The organism is Gordonia oryzae, from assembly GCF_003797185.1.
GTDB classification, from domain to species: domain Bacteria; phylum Actinomycetota; class Actinomycetes; order Mycobacteriales; family Mycobacteriaceae; genus Gordonia; species Gordonia oryzae.
Map to the genome: position 1 here is coordinate 156141 of NZ_RKMH01000011.1, position 16138 is coordinate 172278.

Below are 16138 nucleotides of genomic sequence, written 5' to 3' on the forward strand. Positions count from 1 at the left end.
TTTCGCATCCTGCTGAAGTTGCACCAAGGTTTCGTCATCAACACTTGCGCTAGCCAGAGTTAAATGACGGACTGGATAGGCTTCAGACGATGTCGAGCTGCCCCACGCTGTTAAGGAAAAGAACCACCGAATACGATCTACGCAGCAGCAACCATCGACCGAAATCTCATTGTTATCGAATCCTCCGTCCGGGATTAGCTCAACGATCTGTAGAGAACAGCTCCAATAGATACGGGAGAGATACCACGCAAACTCCGGAGATAAGTCCAATGAGACAATTATTGAGCTTTACCGAATTGACGAATAGGGCAGCAAGCATGCACAGAATGAACCCGGGCAGGTATGCCGTGAGCACCGCTTTTGCCAGGGGCGCAGCCGCTACGTCGAGCTTACCTTTAGAAAGGGTAATTCGTAGGCGCAACACCAGGTGCGCAACTAAACCGCCTGCGACAAACCCGGCGACAAAGAACAGCAGCTCCATGTCTACCTCAGCCGCCAGCTTGCGCGCTGCCAAGAGCAATCACGTACGTGTTCGTTGCGTCAACGCTCACCCCGAGGCTGCTAGCGCTGAGGGCCGAATGAAGCTGCGAACCCTCGGGAGGTGGACCAACCGCGTCAAATGCATTGGCGATTATTATGGCACACGATGCGGCCGCCACTAGGCTCGCGACGGGTCCTCCTTCAAGCGCGAGGATTCCGCAAGCCGCACCGGCAGCAAGGCTGTCGTTTTCTTTCACCATGGTGTACATATTCTGCGTTTCCTCAGGGCTCTACGTGGAATATGACTCTCGATCGCCGCCGCCTCACCGAACCACTTCCCACCGCCATGCCGTCCCCTCACCGCCTACATCCGACACCACAAGCCGCGAATGTCACATTCGCGACTGATTGTAAAAGTAGACCACACGTTCAGCCCTTCGGCAAGATTGCAATTCAGTGAACTATCGGCCAGAGGGGAAACACCGGCAGGACAGCCGACCTGCACTCTTGCAGAGCCCGGAGAATCCCCACAAAAAAGAGGAACGCGCAACACTCGTGGATTGCGGAAGACGCCCAGCGAAGCCGCCGCATGCCCAGTGGTACCACCAAACCACACTAGGGCGGGCCGCTCTACAACGCGCGAGCGACTATCGGCGCTTCTTCTGTTTGTTTCGGGGAATGTATGCACTGTTGAATCCTACGGCGATAAAGTGGAGGAATAGTTCTCCGACAAATTTCAGCGCATTTTTCCCACCTGCCGCTTCGGGGTGGCTGGGATCATTCGCGGTCGAAGGAGAAGGCGGTGGGGACTTGGGGGACCGTCCCAGGCGCTGTATTTGCTCGCTGGTGAGGCTGCGGCGTGGTGGTGTGTCGTCCATCGCCTATCAGAATATTCCGGTGACGGCGTTCCAGGAAGATTTCACGGCGCCGGCGATTGCGTGTCCGGTCGATCATGCAGCGTTGTCCATGCCGTTACGCCGGACCAAGTGAGGCGCCAACTAGGTACGAACATTGAGTCGAGTCCAACGTGGTTCCTGAACAACGGCCATCCTCACTTCCGAGTGAGCCTTGACGAGTTGGGCGAGCTGCGCTGTGGCCGCTAGAGGACACTGCAGCTGTCCTGCGTCCTGCCACGATTCAGAGAGTTCGCCGCAGGACGCAGTCGTTGGTGTTGCGGCCAGTTGCACGGCTAGTCGTGCAGTGGTGGTGTCGTTGCTACGCGGCGCGTCAAATCGACCGACGTACAGATTACCTCCTACGCCAGGATCAATCGTCTTCGTAACAATTCCACCGCTAAAGACAGCAGGGATATCAACAGAATAGTTTTGAGTGATCTCAGCCCGAGCCGCAGTGACATCGATACGCTCAGTCGTCGCGGTTGGCGTCGCGGGAAAACACCCCGCAGTCACCAACATCAGAGCTAACCCTACTCCCGCCAGTACCACACTCGCGCGATGCGCGGTCATATTTCGACCACGGGGGATCGTTGTCAAACCTGACACTACTTGTTCCGTGAGTGTTAAAGTTCTGCGCCCATCCGATGCTTCGGAGACTTGACAGCTCATCAATCACCGCACTCTTCAATGTAGTCTGAGGATCATCGGATGCTGTCCAACCCGTATTACATCGGCATCGTCGCCTACAAGGGCGTCTACCACGAAGGTAACCACCCCGCGCTCGTGTCACCCGACACATGGCTGCGCGTCCAGGAAGTGCTCGACGCCCACAACAAACCAGGCGAGAAAGACCGCCGCCACCCACACTACCTCAAAGGATCAATCGCCTGCGGCCGGTGCGGCAGCCGCATGGTGTTCTCCCGGAACACCGGCAAGACCGGGAAAAGCTACGACTACTTCTTCTACATGGGCGCCGAACGTGCCACCAATCGGTGCACCCGGCCACATGTCCGTGTCGCGACCGTCGAGAACTCGATCATCGACTTCTACACAACTCTGCGCATTCCTCACCAGCAGATCGACGCCATTCGACAGATCGTTCGTACCGAGATCGACGCCCAACAAGCCGACGCCGTCGAACGCGCACGCACTGCCGCAACCACCCTGGACAAAGTCGAACGCGAACGCGCCACACTGCTCGAAGCCCACTACGCCGGAGCAGTCCCGCTCGACCTCCTCAACAGCGAAATGACCAGACTCACCGCCACCAAGACGAACGCCGAAAAACAGGTCGCAGCCACCAAAAACACCATCACCGAACTCCGCCAACGCCTCGACGATGCGCTCGGACTTGTCGAACACTGCCACACGCTCTACACCAGAGTCGGCAACAAACACCGCAGACTGCTCAACCAAGGCTTCTTCCGCAAGATCTACATCGGCGACGACGGACAGGTGCAGTCAGCCGTCCTACACCAACCGTTCGCCGGACTACTCGCCGTCGACACCGACACCCTCATCCTCACCACCGAGATGACACAGACTCCCCACACACCAACCGCCGGATCGTATGGCGACACCGCGTTCAACCTCCGTGGCCTCACCCTCACCGAAGCCATCCTGGTAGCGACCCGAAACCTGCAGGTCAGACCCATCCGCAGGCAAAAACAAACTCGGCGCGTACTTGCGTACGCGCCGAGTTCGAATAACGACCATTTGGCGGAGGATGGGGGATTCGAACCCCCGAGGGCTGTTAACCCAACCCGCGTTCCAGGCGAGCGCCATAGGCCACTAGGCGAATCCTCCAACGACGGTCGATCATAACCGGGGATGGGCGGCCAGCCCAAACCGCGGCGTCATCACCGACCTCCGAACCCGCCGACCGGCCTCTACTAACGCCTGCTATCGCAGGTTTGCGGGCAGCAACGAGACCGGTGCGATGAGGGTGTCGGTGTCGGAGCTACCGGCCGACAGGATACCGATAACGTTGCCCTGCGCGTCGCGGATGCCTGATCCGCTATCACCCTCGGCCGAGCGAAGGAGTGCCCGAACGCTGATTGTCGTGTTCTGCAGGAGGAAGGGCGGGGCGAAGGAGTATCCGTAAGCGGTGCGCATCTTCGGCTTCGGGTCGGTAATGGTGCCGGCACTGAAACGTGTGGTCACGCCGTTCTTGGTGACACGCTCACCCTTGGTGATCGGCGCGCTCCATCCGATCGAGTCAATCTGCGCACGGGTGTTACGCCCGAGCCTGATGACCGCGATGTCGAGCCCCTTGGTGATCCGGTTGGCGGTGATGCGGCCGATCGTGACTCCGTGCTCGTCATACACCTCTTGGCCGACGTGACCACAGTGGCCGGCGGTAAGGGCCTTCGTCGGGGAGACAACCGCACCCAGCGTGCAGGACGTAGCCGTGATGATCGTCTCATCGACGTTAATCTCCATACCCGACCGCACGGTCGGAGCTGCCGCCTGAGCGGAGGCAACCGGGGCTGCCACGAGTCCTGCGGCGCTGAGCACGAACGCGGCGGCCATCAATTTGATTCGCATGTGTTCCGTCCTTCATCTGGTTGGCGACTGACCGGAGTGTATCAGGGGTCTTTGAGATAGAAAATCGGTGATTGCGCACTTGTCCCCCTTCAGGTGGAACGCCCGTGGACCCCTATGGCGCCGCCGTCACAGGTGGTCCACACGCCGCCTACACCCAGTCACACCGAACCGATCGCGGTCCTCGGCGCCACCAAAGGTCAGGGCGTCGTGGTTGATGCGCTCCGCGATCCCAGATCGTTCGGGCCGTCGTGCAGTCGGCCGGCGCATTTGGCTTGGGGCGTAGACACAACCTAGGAACTCCGGCTTACTCCGCCCGGTTGCCCTGTTCATCCCAGTGCGCGGCAACCTTTCTGCTCGGTTGGACGCGTGGCGGCTCACCGGGCATCTTCGGGTAGCTCGGCGGGTACGGCAGGTCGTGCAACCCGTTGGCATCGTCGCGCTGCACCATCTCCAGCAGAGGTTCGAGACCGACGCGATGTTCGGCGATGTGGGCCATCGGATCTCCGCGTCGGGCAACCAGATCGGGCACAGTAGCCATGGTCGCGTCGTCGGGATGTATCTCGGCGAGTTCGGCCCACGTCACCGGCGTCGACACCCGGGCGTTGGCACTGCGGCGCACCGAATACGGCGAGGCCATCGTGCGGTCCCGCGCATTCTGGTTGAAGTCGATGAAGATCCGTTCTCCGCGTTCCTCTTTCCACCATGAGGTGGTCACCGCGTCGGGATCACGACGCTCCATCTCACGCGCGATCGCGATCACCGCACGGCGGGTGGCGATGAAGTCCCACTGCGGCTCGATCGGCACGAACACGTGAATACCGCGACCGCCCGAGGTCTTGGGGAATCCGGCATATCCGAGTTCGTCGAGTAATGGGGCGAGCACATCGAGCGCCACCCGGCGGGCATCGTCGAAATCGGTGCCCGGCTGTGGATCGAGATCGATGCGCAACTGATCGGGATGATCGTTGTCACCCTCTCGGGTGGGCCAACTGTGAAAGGTGACAGTGCCGAGGTTCGCTCCCCACACGATGTCGGCAGGCACTTTAGGGCACAGCGCATCTCCGGTGCGTCCGGAGGGGAACATGATCCGGGTCGACGGCACATGCTCGGGACGCTTCTTGGCGACGTGTTTCTGGTAGATCTCCTCGCCCGCGATACCGTCGGGGAAGCGCTGCAGAAAGGTGGGCCGGTCGCGTAGCGCCGTCAAGATCGGGCCGTCGCCGCCGGCGTCGAGCAAGGCCATCTGCCGGTAGTAGCCGACGAGATCGCGCTTACGGCCACCGTTCTCGCCGAGCTCGGGGAAGTAGATCTTGTCAGGGTTGCTCATGCGTACGGCGATGCCGCCGACGTCGAGTTCTTCGGCGGGCGAGCGAGAAACCATGTCAGTCCTGACCTTCCAGCACATCGTGCAGGTCGTAGGACAGCGGCACGTCGAGCTGCTCGTAGCCACAGCTGTCGGGCTCGCGGTCGGGACGCCATCGTAGGAACTTGACGGTGTGCCGGAAGCGGCCGTTCTCCATCTGGTCATACGCAACCTCGGCGACGAGCTCGGGCCGGATCGGAATCCACTCCCCCGACTTCTCCGAACGCCACCGCGTCGGCTCCCCGGCCGAAGGCTTGTCCGGGTCGAGACGCATCGGCTCGAACATCTGCTGCAACTCGACGCGTGTGGCGTCGGTGAAAGCACCTGCACCGCCGACCATTCGCAGCTTGCCGTCGTAGAACAGCCCGAGCAGCATCGACCCCAGACCGGTACCGCTCTTGTGCACCCGGTAGCCGATCACCACGCAGTCGGCAGTCCGCTTGTGCTTGACCTTGATCATCTCGCGCTTGTTCTCCACGTACTGCCCGGCAAGGCGTTTGGCGACAACGCCGTCGAGTCCGGCACCCTCGAACGCCGAGAACCAGTCCTCGGCGACGGCCGGATCTGCGGTCACCCGACTGACATGGAATCGGCGATCGCGGCCGCCCGGTCCGATGGCCTCCACGAGCGCCTCCCGCCGGGTGAGAAAAGGCTCGTCGATGACACCGACGTTCCCGAGCGCCAGGGCGTCGAAGCCGATGAAGATCGCCGGTGTGTGCTCGGCGAGCATCGCGACCCGCGAGGCCGCCGGATGGATGCGCTGGGCCAGTGAGTCCCAATCGAGTCGATGGGTGTCGCCGATGAGCGAGGGCACACCGATCTCTCCATCGAGCACCACTTTCCGGGGCAATTCCTCGCGGGCGGCGTCAACTATTTCGGGAAAGTAGCGTGCGAGATCCTTGCCACCGCGAGAGCCGATGACGACCTCGTCGCCGTCACGAAAGATCAACGCGCGGAACCCGTCCCACTTCGGCTCGTAGGACCATTCCGGATTGTCGGCGGGTTGGGCCGGAACCACGCTCGCCGCCTTGGCGAGCATCGGCGCGACCGGAGGAGTGACGGGGAGATCCACCTCACCATCGTCACCCACTTGTAGCCTCTAGGGCAATGACCAAACACCCTGGCGTTTCCGCGGTCGGCCCGGCAGGTCGATTCGCCCCGTCGCCCTCCGGAGATCTCCACGTGGGCAACCTGCGTACCGCCGTATCGGCGTGGCTGTTCGCCCACACGACAGGACGACGGTTCTTGCTGCGCATGGAGAATCTGGACCGCACAGCCGTCGGTTCGGACGCCAGACAGATCGCCGACCTGCACGCACTCGGCCTCGCCTGGGAGGAGCCGGTGCTCTACCAAACCGATCGTCTGCCGCGCTACCGGCAGATCATCGACGATCTGACCGCGACCGGGCGGACCTTCGAGTGCTTCTGCACACGTCGCGAGATCCTCGAGGCACCCAGCGCACCGCACACACCGCCGGGCGCGTACCCGGGAACCTGCCGCACCCTGACCGCTGCGCAACGCGAGGCCAAGCGTGCGGTCGGCCGGCCACCGGCGATCCGGATCATCGCCGACCGCAGCACGTATACCGTCGACGACGTACTCCACGGCCGCTACACCGGTGCGGTCGACGATTTCGTCATCCAACGCGGTGACGGCACCCCGGCCTACAACCTGGCCGCGGTCGTCGACGACGCGGAGCAGGGAATCGATCAGGTCTGCCGCGGTGAGGACCTGTTGTCGTCGGCGCCGCGACAGGCGTATCTGGCGACGCTGCTGGGATATTCGCCGCCGACCTACGCCCATGTCCCGATGGTGCTCAACCTCGACGGCGTCCGGCTCAGCAAGCGCGACGGCGCGGTCACTCTCGCCGACCTCGCGGCCACCGGCGTGGATGCGGACACAGTCCTCGATCGCATCGCCGTATCACTCGGTCTCGCCACAGCGGGTGAGCACGTCGATATCGCCACGCTGGCAGCGCGATTCGATCCCGCGGTGCTGCCGCGCACGCCGTGGATCGTGTCGGATCTCGAGTGGCGCTGACTGCGCTTGGCGCAGTCGGTCGCGGGCGCGCTCAGCTCGCGGTGGCGAGTAGTCGGGTCAGGACGTCGTCGATGGACAGCACCCCGACGACCCGACCGTTGTCGACGACGACCGCGATGTGATTGCGGTACTGCCGCATTCGGCTCAGGGCGTCGTAAACCGGAAGTGCGGGCGTCATTTCCAGCACCGGCCGCATGAGGTCGGCGGCGCTCGCGTCGGGGGCGGCCTCGAGACAGTCTCTGACGTGAACGACACCGCTGACCCGCGACCCGTCGCGGACCACGAGACGCCGATGCCCGCTGTCGCGGGCCCGTGCCTCGATGATGGCCGCCGTCGCATCGTGGTCGACCCCGTCGGGATCGACCACAGTCACCACATCCGCCACTGTCAACGACGCGAGATCCAGTGCGCTCGAGAGGTGTTCGTGATAGCGGGCCTCGAGCGTACCGACGGTCGCCGAATGCTCGACGAGCTGGCGCAATGTCTCCGGATCCTGGCCGGAAGCAACCTGGTCGACGGCCTCCACACCGACCACCCGCAACACCCGGTTGGCCAACCTGTTGAGTTGGACGATCACCGGGCGGGTGAACCACATGAACACCCGCATCGGGATGGCCAACAACACCGCCGACCGTTCCGGGTGGGCGATTGCCCACGACTTCGGCGCCATCTCACCGACCACCAGGTGCAGGAACGTCACGATGATCAGCGCCAGGACGAATCCAGCGATGTCGGCCAACCACAGTGGCGCGCCGACGCTCTCGAATGCCGGCGTCAGCCAGTGATGGACGGCCGGTTTGGTGACCGCACCGAGCGCCAACGTGCACACGGTGATCCCCAACTGGGAACCGGCGAGCAGTACGGACAGCTCCGACGCGCTGCGCAGGGCGGCACGCGCGGAAAAGCTGGTCGCCGCAGCATCTTCGAGGCGGTGCCTGCGCGCAGCGATCAGCGCGAACTCCACGGCGACGAAGAAGGCGCTGGCCGCGATCAACGCGACCGTCACGGCGAGAACGACCCAGGGGTTGCTCATCGCTGATTCTCCTTCGGTGATTCGTCGGCGGCCGGGACGGTCTCGCGCGCCACGTGCACCATCGCGGGTACGCGGTGGGCGATCTCGACGACCGTGGCGATCAATCGCGGCGGGAGCGCCGGTTCGTCGTCGACGAGGCCGGCCGGATCGTGTTCGATCGGCAACACCACGCTGTCTCCGACGGCGGGCAGTTCCCCCGCTGTGGCGATGATCAGACCGCTCAGCGTTTCGTAATCCCCCTCGGGAAGTTCGTATTCCAGCGCGCGGGACACCTCGTCGAGGTGTGCCTCACCGCGGATCGCCCAGCCGTCGGCGAGCACCGCGATGGGTCCGGTGTCGGCGGGATCGTGCTCGTCGTCGATCTCACCGACGAGTTCCTCGGCCATGTCCTCGGTGGTGACGATGCCGGCGAATCCGCCGTATTCGTCGATGACGACCGCCATCTCGTCGCCGGCGGCGGTGATGTCGTCGAGTACCTGCGGCAGCGGCAGCGTCGTCGGGACGATCACCGCGGGGCGTGCGAGGTCGCGGGCCGTTCGCGCGGTCGGTGCCGGACTCGCCGACCAATCCAGGATGTCGGCGAGGTGGACCACCCCGACGACGTCGTCGGTGCCCGCATCGATCACGGGATAGCGTGTGTGGCCGCTTGCCATCCTGCTACGGACCGCGGCGAGATCGAGGTCGGCGGGCACGGTGCCCACGCGCGGACGCGGGATCATCGCGTGATCGGCAGCGCGAGTGGGGAATTCGAGAACTCGATCGAGAAGCTGGGAGAGTTCCGCGGGAATCTCCCCGGCCTGCGCGGACTCCGCGACGATGTGTTCGAGGTCTCGGGGCGTCGCCGAATGCTCGACGTCGTGCACCGGTTCGATGCGCAGCGCCTTGAGCAGCAGGTTGGATGCTGCGTCGAACACCGTGATGAGTGGACCGAAGATCTTGAGGTAGGTGCGTGTCGACAGCGCGAGTCGACGCGCGACAGGTTCAGGACGAGCGATGGCGAGGTTCTTCGGGAACAGTTCACCGAAGACCATCTGGATCACCGTCGAGAACAGCACCGCGAGGATCGTGCCGATGGCCACGCCGACCGACACCGGGACCCCGACGTCGCCGAGCAGGTCACCGAAGCCGCTGCCGATGAGCGGTTCGGCGACGTACCCGACGAGCAGACCGGTGACGGTGATGCCGAGCTGAGCGCCGGACAGCATGAATGATGTGCGTCGGGTCACTGCGAGCGCACGGGTTGCGGCGGTGTCGCCCGCCTCGGCGCGTGCCTTGAGGCGGGATCGGTCGACGGCCATGTAGGCGAATTCCTGGGCGACGAAGTAGCCGGTCAGCGCCGTGATCGCGAAGACCACCAGGATGCCGATGAGGATTCCGAGCAATGTCAGCAGCATGATGCCCCGCTCTCGAGGGACATGACCGCGGCTCGGTCAGGAAACGGTGCCCCCGGATGGGGGCCGGATCGTCGGGGTTTCTTGCGTTTGCGCTTCGCGCGGGTCATCGGAGCTTTCGGTCTCGGGTCGGGGGTGGTTCACAGGATACGCAAAGCCAGGGGGTCGGGCGCTCTCGGAGTTCCCGGGGGCGCTGTCGGCGGGGAGACGGGCGCTGTCGGCGGCAGGAAGAGCGCTGTCGGCGGGGAGACGGGCGCCGTCAGCGCGCGACGCGGCGGGCGTAGTAGCGACCGAGGAACTCGTCGCGGTAGTCCTCGTAGTCACCATTCTCTATGGCGAGGCGAGCCCCGTCGACCATGTCGATGACGAAGGAGACGTTGTGCAGGGTTGCCAGCGTCGCCGCGAGGCCCTCCTTGGCCTTGAACAGGTGATGCAGGTAGGCGCGGGTGTATTGCGAGGTGTAATTGGTGATGTCGGGGTCGATCGGCCCGAAGTCCTTGCGGTAGCGCGCGTTGGTGATGTTGACCCGGCCATCGCGGGTGTAGACCGCACCGTTGCGCGCGACCCGCGTCGGCGAGACGCAGTCGAAGGTGTCCGCGCCGTTCTCGATGGCGGTGAAGATGTCGTCGGGCTCGCTGATACCGAGGAGATGTTTGGGTGCGTTCTCCGGGAGCTCGGTGTTGACCCAGCCAACGATGGTGCCGAGCTTGTCTTTCTCCAACGCACCGCCGATCCCGTAGCCGCCGAATCCTTTTCCGCCGTTCTCGCGGTCGATGCGGGACAGTTCGGTCAAATCCCGCGCGGCCTTGCGCCGCAGATCCTCGTACTGCGCGCCCTGTAACACGCCCCACAGTGCTTGCTGGGGTCGGTGGCTGCGCTCGACCGAGAGCCGATTGTGTTCGGCGAGACAACGAATCGCCCAGAGCCGGGTCCGCTCCAGCGAATTCTCCTGATAGCCACGGGTGTTCATCAGGGTGGTGAGCTCGTCGAAGGCGAAGATGATGTCGGCCCCGAGCTGGTGCTGGATCTGCATCGACACCTCGGGGGTGAAGCGGTGAAACGAGCCGTCGAGATGCGACTTGAAGGTGACGCCGTCGTCGTCGACGTGGGAAAGTCGTTCGCGCCCTTCGGCGATCTTATGGTCGTCCTGCTCACCGGTCACGTCCATCGAGATGACCTTCTTGAACCCGGCACCCAGCGACATCACCTGGAAGCCGCCGCTGTCGGTATAGGTGGGGCCCCGCCAGTTCATGAACGCACCCAGCCCGCCGGCCGCGTCGATGATCTCCGGCCCCGGCTGCAGATACAGGTGATAGGCGTTGGCCAGCACCGCTTGTGCCCCGAGCGCGGCCACTGACTCCGGCAGCACGGTCTTGACCGTCGCCTTGGTCCCGACCGGCACGAACGCGGGCGTGGCGATCTGCCCGTGCGGCGTCGTGATGACACCGGTGCGCCCCAAGGTGCCGGGGAGTCGGGTGCCGATCCGGAAGGTGTCGCGCGAACTCACCGGAGCATCTTCGCAGGCCGTGAGCGTGCGGCTCAAACCGACGGTGGTCGTCTGTTCGTTCTCCCGGGCGGATTCGCTACGGTGAAGACCATGTCGCATCCCACTTTGACCCGCTGGTCGGCCCGGTCGTTGGCGGTCGGCGGTATGGCCGCACTGGCCACGGTGTCGCTGGCCGCATGCGGTGACGAACAGCAGTCCGGTGCGCAGGACTCCGCCTCCGCCCCCTCGGTCACCACACCGAGCACCAGCGTGCCGGTCGTCGCCGGCCCGAGCCCGCAGTCGCGCACCACCCAGTCGACCTCGGGCGCCGATTCGGCCTCGACCTCGTCGACGAGCAAGACCTGCGGAATCGTGGCCGGTCCCGACGGCGCGCTGCGTGTGCTCGTGCTCGCCGGCGACGTCGACTGCGAGACCGCGAAGAAGGTCGGCACCAAGTACAGCCCGAAGATCGCGACCGGCCAACAGCAGAAGGTCTCCGGTTGGACGTGTGGCCCGTCGGAGGTCCGCGGCATCCTCGCCGCCTGCCAATCGGGTGACAAGGTCCTCGGCTTCACGCCCTGACCGACCTCATCCCGATCTCACCGGCACGACTTGACCCTCACGCGACGTCAGACCCGAAGGTGTGGGGAGTGAGCGAAGGACATCCCGACGTGCTGACGGTCGGCGCCACGGCGCGACTCGTCGGCGTGAGTGTGCGGACGTTACACCATTACGACGAGATCGGTCTGGTGACGCCGTCGGCGCGCTCACATGCCGGCTACCGCGTCTACGACGACGCCGACGTCGAACGGCTCCATCAGGTCCTGACCTACCGGGAGCTGGGATTTCCTCTCGAACAGATAGCGGCCCTGCTCGACGATCCGTCAGCCGACGCGCTGGAACTCCTCGCCAACCAGCGCGATCTGCTGCACGACCGTATCGCTCACCTCACCCGAATGGTCGCGGCTGTGGAGGACATGATGACTGCGAAGAAGACCGGTATCGCGCTGACGGCTGCCGAGCAGGCCGAGATCTTCGGCGACGACTGGCTCGGCGACGAGTACGCCGACGAGGCACAGGATCGTTGGGGTGACCTTGATGCGTGGCGGCAGAGCCAACAGCGCACAGCCGGATACTCGCAGGACGATTGGCGTCGAATCAAGGAAGAGACCGACGCCTTCGAGGCACGCGCCGCTGACGCGATGGGTCGTGGCGTGACGCCTGGGTCGGCGGAGGCCGACGCCCTGGCCGAACAGCATCGGGCCGCCATCGAGAAGTTCTACGACTGCGGCTACGAGATGCAGGTGCGCCTGGCCGACATGTATGTCGCCGACCCGCGTTTCACCGAGCATTACGACGGCGTCGCGCCTGGCCTCGCCACCTACCTGCGCGAGATCATCCGGGCCAACGCCACGAAACAGCAGACGACATAGCTGCTTCTCGCGGCGGTTTCACCCCAGTGCGTCGGCGACCCGCTCGAGTGCGGCCACCCGGCTGCCCTTGACGAGCACCACATCACCCTCGGTGAGGTCGTCGAGGGCGGCGACCGCAGCCTCGACGTCGCCGACGTGCCGGGCCACCGTTCCGTACGACGGTTCATCGACGGCGATCACCTCGACCCCGAGTGACTGCGCCTGCCGCGCGATCTGCTCGTGCGCGGCCGCTGCATCGGCCCCGAGTTCGGCCATCGTGCCGAGCACCGCGATCCGACGGCGACCCTCAAGCGCGGCCAGCGACCGCAGCGCCGCGGCCATCGACGTCGGGTTGGCGTTGTAGGCGTCGTTGAGGATCGTGACGCCGGCGTCGGTGGTGTGCAGTTCCATCCGCAACCCCGACAGCGCCGCGCCGAGCAGCCCGACGGCCATGGCCTCGACGGGCACCCCCAGCCCGCCTGCGGCTGCGGCCGCAGCCAGCGCGTTGGACACCTGATGTTCGCCGCGCGCACCCAGGCTCACCTGCGTCGACCCCCACGGCGTATGCAGCCGGAACGACGCACGCAGGGCCGCGTCGACGGTGATGTCGGTGGCGCTGACGTCGGCCGACGGGGTCAGCCCGTAGCTCAGCACCTGCGCCGAGGTGCGCTCGGCCATCGCGATCACTCGGTCATGGTCGGCGTTGAGGACGGCGATGCCGTCGGTGGGCAACGACTCGACGAGTTCACCCTTGGCCCGGCCGACCGCATCGATGTCACCGAACAATTCCAGGTGGACGCCCTCGACCCGGGTCACGATCCCGACGGTCGGGCGGGCGATGGAGCACAACTCGGCGATGTGCCCGACGCCGCGCGCCCCCATCTCGACGACCACCGCTTCGGTGCCGTCGGGGGCGTTCGCCAGCGTCAGCGGCAGGCCCAGTTCGTTGTTGAAGGATTTCTCGCTGGCTGCGGTGACGAAGGTCGTCGCAAGCACACCGGCGAGCAGGTCCTTGGTGGAGGTCTTACCGACCGAACCCGTCACCCCGAGGACCCGTTCGGGCAGCCGGCGACGCACCAGCCGGCCGATGTCGGCGAGCGCGGTTGCGGTGTCGGCGCAGGTGATCGCCGCGGCAGCGACGTCGGCGCGGGGGGGTTGCGAGGTGAGGTATGCCGTGGCGCCCGCGTCGACGGCCGAACCGATGAAATCGTGTCCGTCGCGGGCGGCGACGATCGGGACGAACAGTTGCCCGACGGAGGCGGCACGCGAATCGATGGTCGCACCGTCGACCGTCACGTCCTCGCCGTTGGTCAGCTCTCCGCCGACGACGTCGGCGATCTCACTTGCCTGGATGTGCACGCCCTCACGCTATCGTGACCCCATGGCCACTCCCCTGCTGCGTCTGATCGTGCTCTACGGCGGTGTGTCCGCAGAGCACGACGTTTCCCGGGTCACCGCCGCGCACGTGATCGCCGCCGCCGACCCCGCGAAGTACGAGGTGAGCCCGATCGGCATCGCCAAGGACGGCACCTGGGTGCGCAACGACGAGGTGATCGCCGCGCTCGCCGAGGGCACCGAACTCCCCGGTGAACTCGAGATCGCCGGTACCGCCGTCGAACCGCTCGCCGAGTTGCGTCGGCAGTCCGACGACGCCATCGGGGTGGTGTTACCGCTGCTGCACGGACCGCACGGTGAGGACGGCACGATCCAGGGCATGTTGGAGCTGTTCGGGCTGCCTTATGTCGGCGCCGGGGTGCTCGGCTCCGCGGTATGCATGGACAAGGCAATGGCCAAGGTGGTTGCCGCGCAAGCCGGAATCCCGCAGTGCCGGTGGCTGGAGTTCCGCGATGGCCTCGACGATCCACACACCATCGCCCTGCGGGCGATCGAGGAGTTGGGGCTTCCACTGTTTGTCAAGCCCGCCAATATGGGCTCGTCGGTGGGGATCACCAAGGCCCACGACGCCGCCGAACTCGACGCCGCGATCACTCTCGCGCTGCGCTACGACGACGTCGTCGTCATCGAGGAAATGGTCGACGGACGTGAGGTCGAGGTGGCCGTGCTCGGCAATGCGGTGCCGGAGACATCGGTGCCCGGGGAGATCATGCCGGGCAGCGAGTTCTATGACTACGAGGACAAATACCTCACCGGTGCAGCTAAACTGGTGATCCCGGCGCCGCTGTCGGAGGGGGCCACCGCCGACGTCCGAGAGCTCGCGGCGAAGGTGTTCACGGCGATGCGTTGCGCCGGCATGGCGCGCGTGGATTTCTTCTACGAGGAGCTCGGCCGGGGCTGGCTCCTCAACGAGGTCAACACCATTCCCGGTTTCACCCCGGGCTCGATGTATCCAAAGCTCTGGGATGCCACCGGGCTGCCCTACCGCGATCTCATCGATCGCCTGGTCACGCTCGCACTCGAATCACATCGTCAACGTACCGGGTTCTCTACCGAACACTGACGTAGCATCAATCCCGTGAACGGCACCGACGACGTGGCCAGCACCGATGATGTTTTGCCCCAGCAACCTTCGGTGTTGCGGGTGTTGGTGTACTCCGATGACGCCGACACCCGTCGCCAGGTCATCGGCGCGCTGGGCACCCGACCCGTGCCCGATCTGCCGGAGTTGAGCTTCCTGGAAGTGGCGACCGGGCCGATGGTCTTCACCCAACTCGATGCCGGCAACGTCGACGTCGCCATCCTCGACGGCGAGGCCTCGCCGGAGGGTGGGCTGGGCATCGCCAAGCAGATGAGCGACGAATACGACCCGCGGCCGCCGACGATGGTGCTGATCGGTCGCGCCGCCGATCGCTGGCTGGCCGACTGGTCGCGGGCCGACGCCGTCGCGACGCGTCCCGTCGATCCGATCGAATTGCCGGCAGCCCTGGGCGACATGGTGCGCGGAAGGCTGTCGCAGCAACAGTCCTGAACGGGCATTTCGACCCTCACTCGGGACGGCCGTATCGAAAACTCTCCCAAAACTCTCGACACGACGTCGCGCGCTTGTAAGGTTGTGTTGTAGCTCACATCAGACCGTCAACTCTTGGCGGCTCACACGCGCTGGGCGAGCGTACGGAGGGAGTCGATCGGCGATGAACCCCTATGTTCCGATCCTCGTTCTCGGCGCGATCGCGCTCGGCTTCGCGGTGTTCTCGGTCGTCATCGCCTCGGTGGTGGGGCCGCACCGGTACAACCGCGCCAAACTCGATGCCTATGAGTGCGGTATCGAGCCCATTGGCGGCGGAGCGCGGACGTCCACTCTCTCTGACGCGAGAAAGACTGTGGTGCAGAGAATTCCGGTCAAGTACTACCTGACCGCGATGCTGTTCATCATCTTCGACATCGAGATCGTCTTCCTCTACCCGTGGGCGGTAGCCTTCGACACTCTCGGCTGGTTCGGTCTGGCGGCGATGGCCCTGTTCATCGTGAACGTGTCCGTCGCCTACGCCTACGAATGGCGCCGCGGCGGGTTGGGGTGGGACTGACGTGACTC

General features: G+C 64.8%; 15 protein-coding genes, 1 tRNA gene and 1 pseudogene. 7 read left to right on the forward strand and 10 right to left on the reverse strand.

The genetic code is table 11. The features are described 5' to 3' along the window. Positions 1–199 precede the first annotated feature (199 nt). A complete protein-coding gene (locus tag EF294_RS15405) occupies positions 200–481 on the reverse strand; it encodes a hypothetical protein (protein WP_123931629.1) in 282 nt (93 codons plus the stop codon). Between the two features lie 1603 nt (positions 482–2084). Here EF294_RS15405 and EF294_RS22750 point away from each other — a divergent pair. Next, positions 2085–2363 (forward strand): annotated as a pseudogene (locus tag EF294_RS22750) (recombinase family protein); the annotation flags it as partial. Here EF294_RS22750 and EF294_RS15415 read toward each other — a convergent pair. The 5 genes from EF294_RS15415 to EF294_RS15435 form a co-directional block, all read right to left on the reverse strand. After that, positions 2256–2738: a hypothetical protein gene (locus EF294_RS15415; RefSeq protein WP_123931631.1), complete on the reverse strand. Its 483-nt coding sequence runs from the start codon at positions 2736–2738 to the stop codon at positions 2256–2258. The pseudogene EF294_RS22750 and the gene EF294_RS15415 sit on opposite strands and share 108 nt — an antisense overlap. A gap of 355 nt (positions 2739–3093) precedes the next feature. Continuing rightward, positions 3094–3182 (reverse strand) — tRNA-Ser (locus EF294_RS15420). Positions 3183–3278: 96 nt separating this feature from the next. Then, positions 3279–3923 (reverse strand): trypsin-like serine protease, encoded by a 645-nt coding sequence (locus EF294_RS15425; protein ID WP_123931633.1) that lies wholly within the window; start codon positions 3921–3923, stop codon positions 3279–3281. Positions 3924–4227: 304 nt separating this feature from the next. Continuing rightward, complete coding sequence (locus EF294_RS15430) at positions 4228–5304, reverse strand: DNA polymerase domain-containing protein (RefSeq protein WP_123931635.1); 1077 nt, start codon at positions 5302–5304, stop codon at positions 4228–4230. Position 5305: 1 nt separating this feature from the next. After that, positions 5306–6358 (reverse strand): ATP-dependent DNA ligase, encoded by a 1053-nt coding sequence (locus EF294_RS15435; RefSeq protein WP_123931637.1) that lies wholly within the window; start codon positions 6356–6358, stop codon positions 5306–5308. Between the two features lie 35 nt (positions 6359–6393). On the opposite strand from EF294_RS15435, the gene gluQRS reads away from it, so the two are divergent. After that, positions 6394–7326, forward strand: coding sequence for a tRNA glutamyl-Q(34) synthetase GluQRS (gluQRS, locus tag EF294_RS15440; RefSeq protein WP_123931639.1), 933 nt, complete (start codon positions 6394–6396; stop codon positions 7324–7326). Between the two features lie 31 nt (positions 7327–7357). Here the strand turns inward: gluQRS and EF294_RS15445 are convergent, their stop codons facing one another. The 3 genes from EF294_RS15445 to tgt form a co-directional block, all read right to left on the reverse strand. Continuing rightward, positions 7358–8359 (reverse strand): hemolysin family protein, encoded by a 1002-nt coding sequence (locus tag EF294_RS15445; protein ID WP_123931641.1) that lies wholly within the window; start codon positions 8357–8359, stop codon positions 7358–7360. Beyond that, entirely contained in the window at positions 8356–9753 is a 1398-nt protein-coding gene (locus EF294_RS15450; protein ID WP_123931643.1) for a hemolysin family protein, read from the reverse strand. Before EF294_RS15450 ends, EF294_RS15445 begins: the two co-directional genes overlap by 4 nt. A 256-nt stretch (positions 9754–10009) precedes the next feature. After that, positions 10010–11257: a tRNA guanosine(34) transglycosylase Tgt gene (gene tgt, locus EF294_RS15455; protein WP_185091107.1), complete on the reverse strand. Its 1248-nt coding sequence runs from the start codon at positions 11255–11257 to the stop codon at positions 10010–10012. Between the two features lie 144 nt (positions 11258–11401). Between tgt and EF294_RS15460 the strand changes: the two genes are divergently transcribed. Both EF294_RS15460 and EF294_RS15465 read left to right on the forward strand, forming a co-directional pair. Next, complete coding sequence (locus tag EF294_RS15460) at positions 11402–11818, forward strand: hypothetical protein (protein WP_123931743.1); 417 nt, start codon at positions 11402–11404, stop codon at positions 11816–11818. A 68-nt stretch (positions 11819–11886) separates the two neighbouring features. Further along, positions 11887–12669 (forward strand): MerR family transcriptional regulator, encoded by a 783-nt coding sequence (locus tag EF294_RS15465; RefSeq protein ID WP_123931647.1) that lies wholly within the window; start codon positions 11887–11889, stop codon positions 12667–12669. 18 nt (positions 12670–12687) lie between these two features. On the opposite strand, the gene EF294_RS15470 is transcribed toward EF294_RS15465, so the two are convergent. Next, positions 12688–14007, reverse strand: a complete 1320-nt coding sequence (locus EF294_RS15470) for a UDP-N-acetylmuramoyl-tripeptide--D-alanyl-D-alanine ligase (RefSeq protein ID WP_123931649.1) — start codon at positions 14005–14007, stop codon at positions 12688–12690. 22 nt (positions 14008–14029) lie between these two features. Between EF294_RS15470 and EF294_RS15475 the strand changes: the two genes are divergently transcribed. The 3 genes from EF294_RS15475 (at position 14030) to EF294_RS15485 (ending at position 16130) form a co-directional block, all read left to right on the forward strand. Further along, entirely contained in the window at positions 14030–15106 is a 1077-nt protein-coding gene (locus tag EF294_RS15475) for a D-alanine--D-alanine ligase family protein (protein ID WP_123931651.1), read from the forward strand. A 15-nt stretch (positions 15107–15121) separates the two neighbouring features. Then, positions 15122–15574, forward strand: coding sequence for a response regulator transcription factor (locus EF294_RS15480; RefSeq protein WP_123931654.1), 453 nt, complete (start codon positions 15122–15124; stop codon positions 15572–15574). A 163-nt stretch (positions 15575–15737) separates the two neighbouring features. Continuing rightward, a complete protein-coding gene (locus EF294_RS15485) occupies positions 15738–16130 on the forward strand; it encodes an NADH-quinone oxidoreductase subunit A (RefSeq protein WP_123931656.1) in 393 nt (130 codons plus the stop codon). Positions 16131–16138: the final 8 nt, after the last annotated feature.

Bases quoted from the DNA above. Each gene is read 5' to 3' on its own strand.
- EF294_RS15405 (WP_123931629.1), bottom strand. From the start codon at position 481: ATGGAGCTGCTGTTCTTTGTCGCCGGGTTTGTCGCAGGCGGTTTAGTT.
- EF294_RS15450 (WP_123931643.1), bottom strand. From the start codon at position 9,753: ATGCTGCTGACATTGCTCGGAATCCTCATCGGCATCCTGGTGGTCTTC.
- EF294_RS15425 (WP_123931633.1), bottom strand. From the start codon at position 3,923: ATGCGAATCAAATTGATGGCCGCCGCGTTCGTGCTCAGCGCCGCAGGA.
- EF294_RS15430 (WP_123931635.1), bottom strand. From the start codon at position 5,304: ATGGTTTCTCGCTCGCCCGCCGAAGAACTCGACGTCGGCGGCATCGCC.
- EF294_RS15475 (WP_123931651.1), top strand. From the start codon at position 14,030: ATGGCCACTCCCCTGCTGCGTCTGATCGTGCTCTACGGCGGTGTGTCC.
- EF294_RS15445 (WP_123931641.1), bottom strand. From the start codon at position 8,359: ATGAGCAACCCCTGGGTCGTTCTCGCCGTGACGGTCGCGTTGATCGCG.
- EF294_RS15485 (WP_123931656.1), top strand. From the start codon at position 15,738: ATGAACCCCTATGTTCCGATCCTCGTTCTCGGCGCGATCGCGCTCGGC.
- gluQRS (WP_123931639.1), top strand. From the start codon at position 6,394: ATGACCAAACACCCTGGCGTTTCCGCGGTCGGCCCGGCAGGTCGATTC.
- EF294_RS15460 (WP_123931743.1), top strand. From the start codon at position 11,402: ATGGCCGCACTGGCCACGGTGTCGCTGGCCGCATGCGGTGACGAACAG.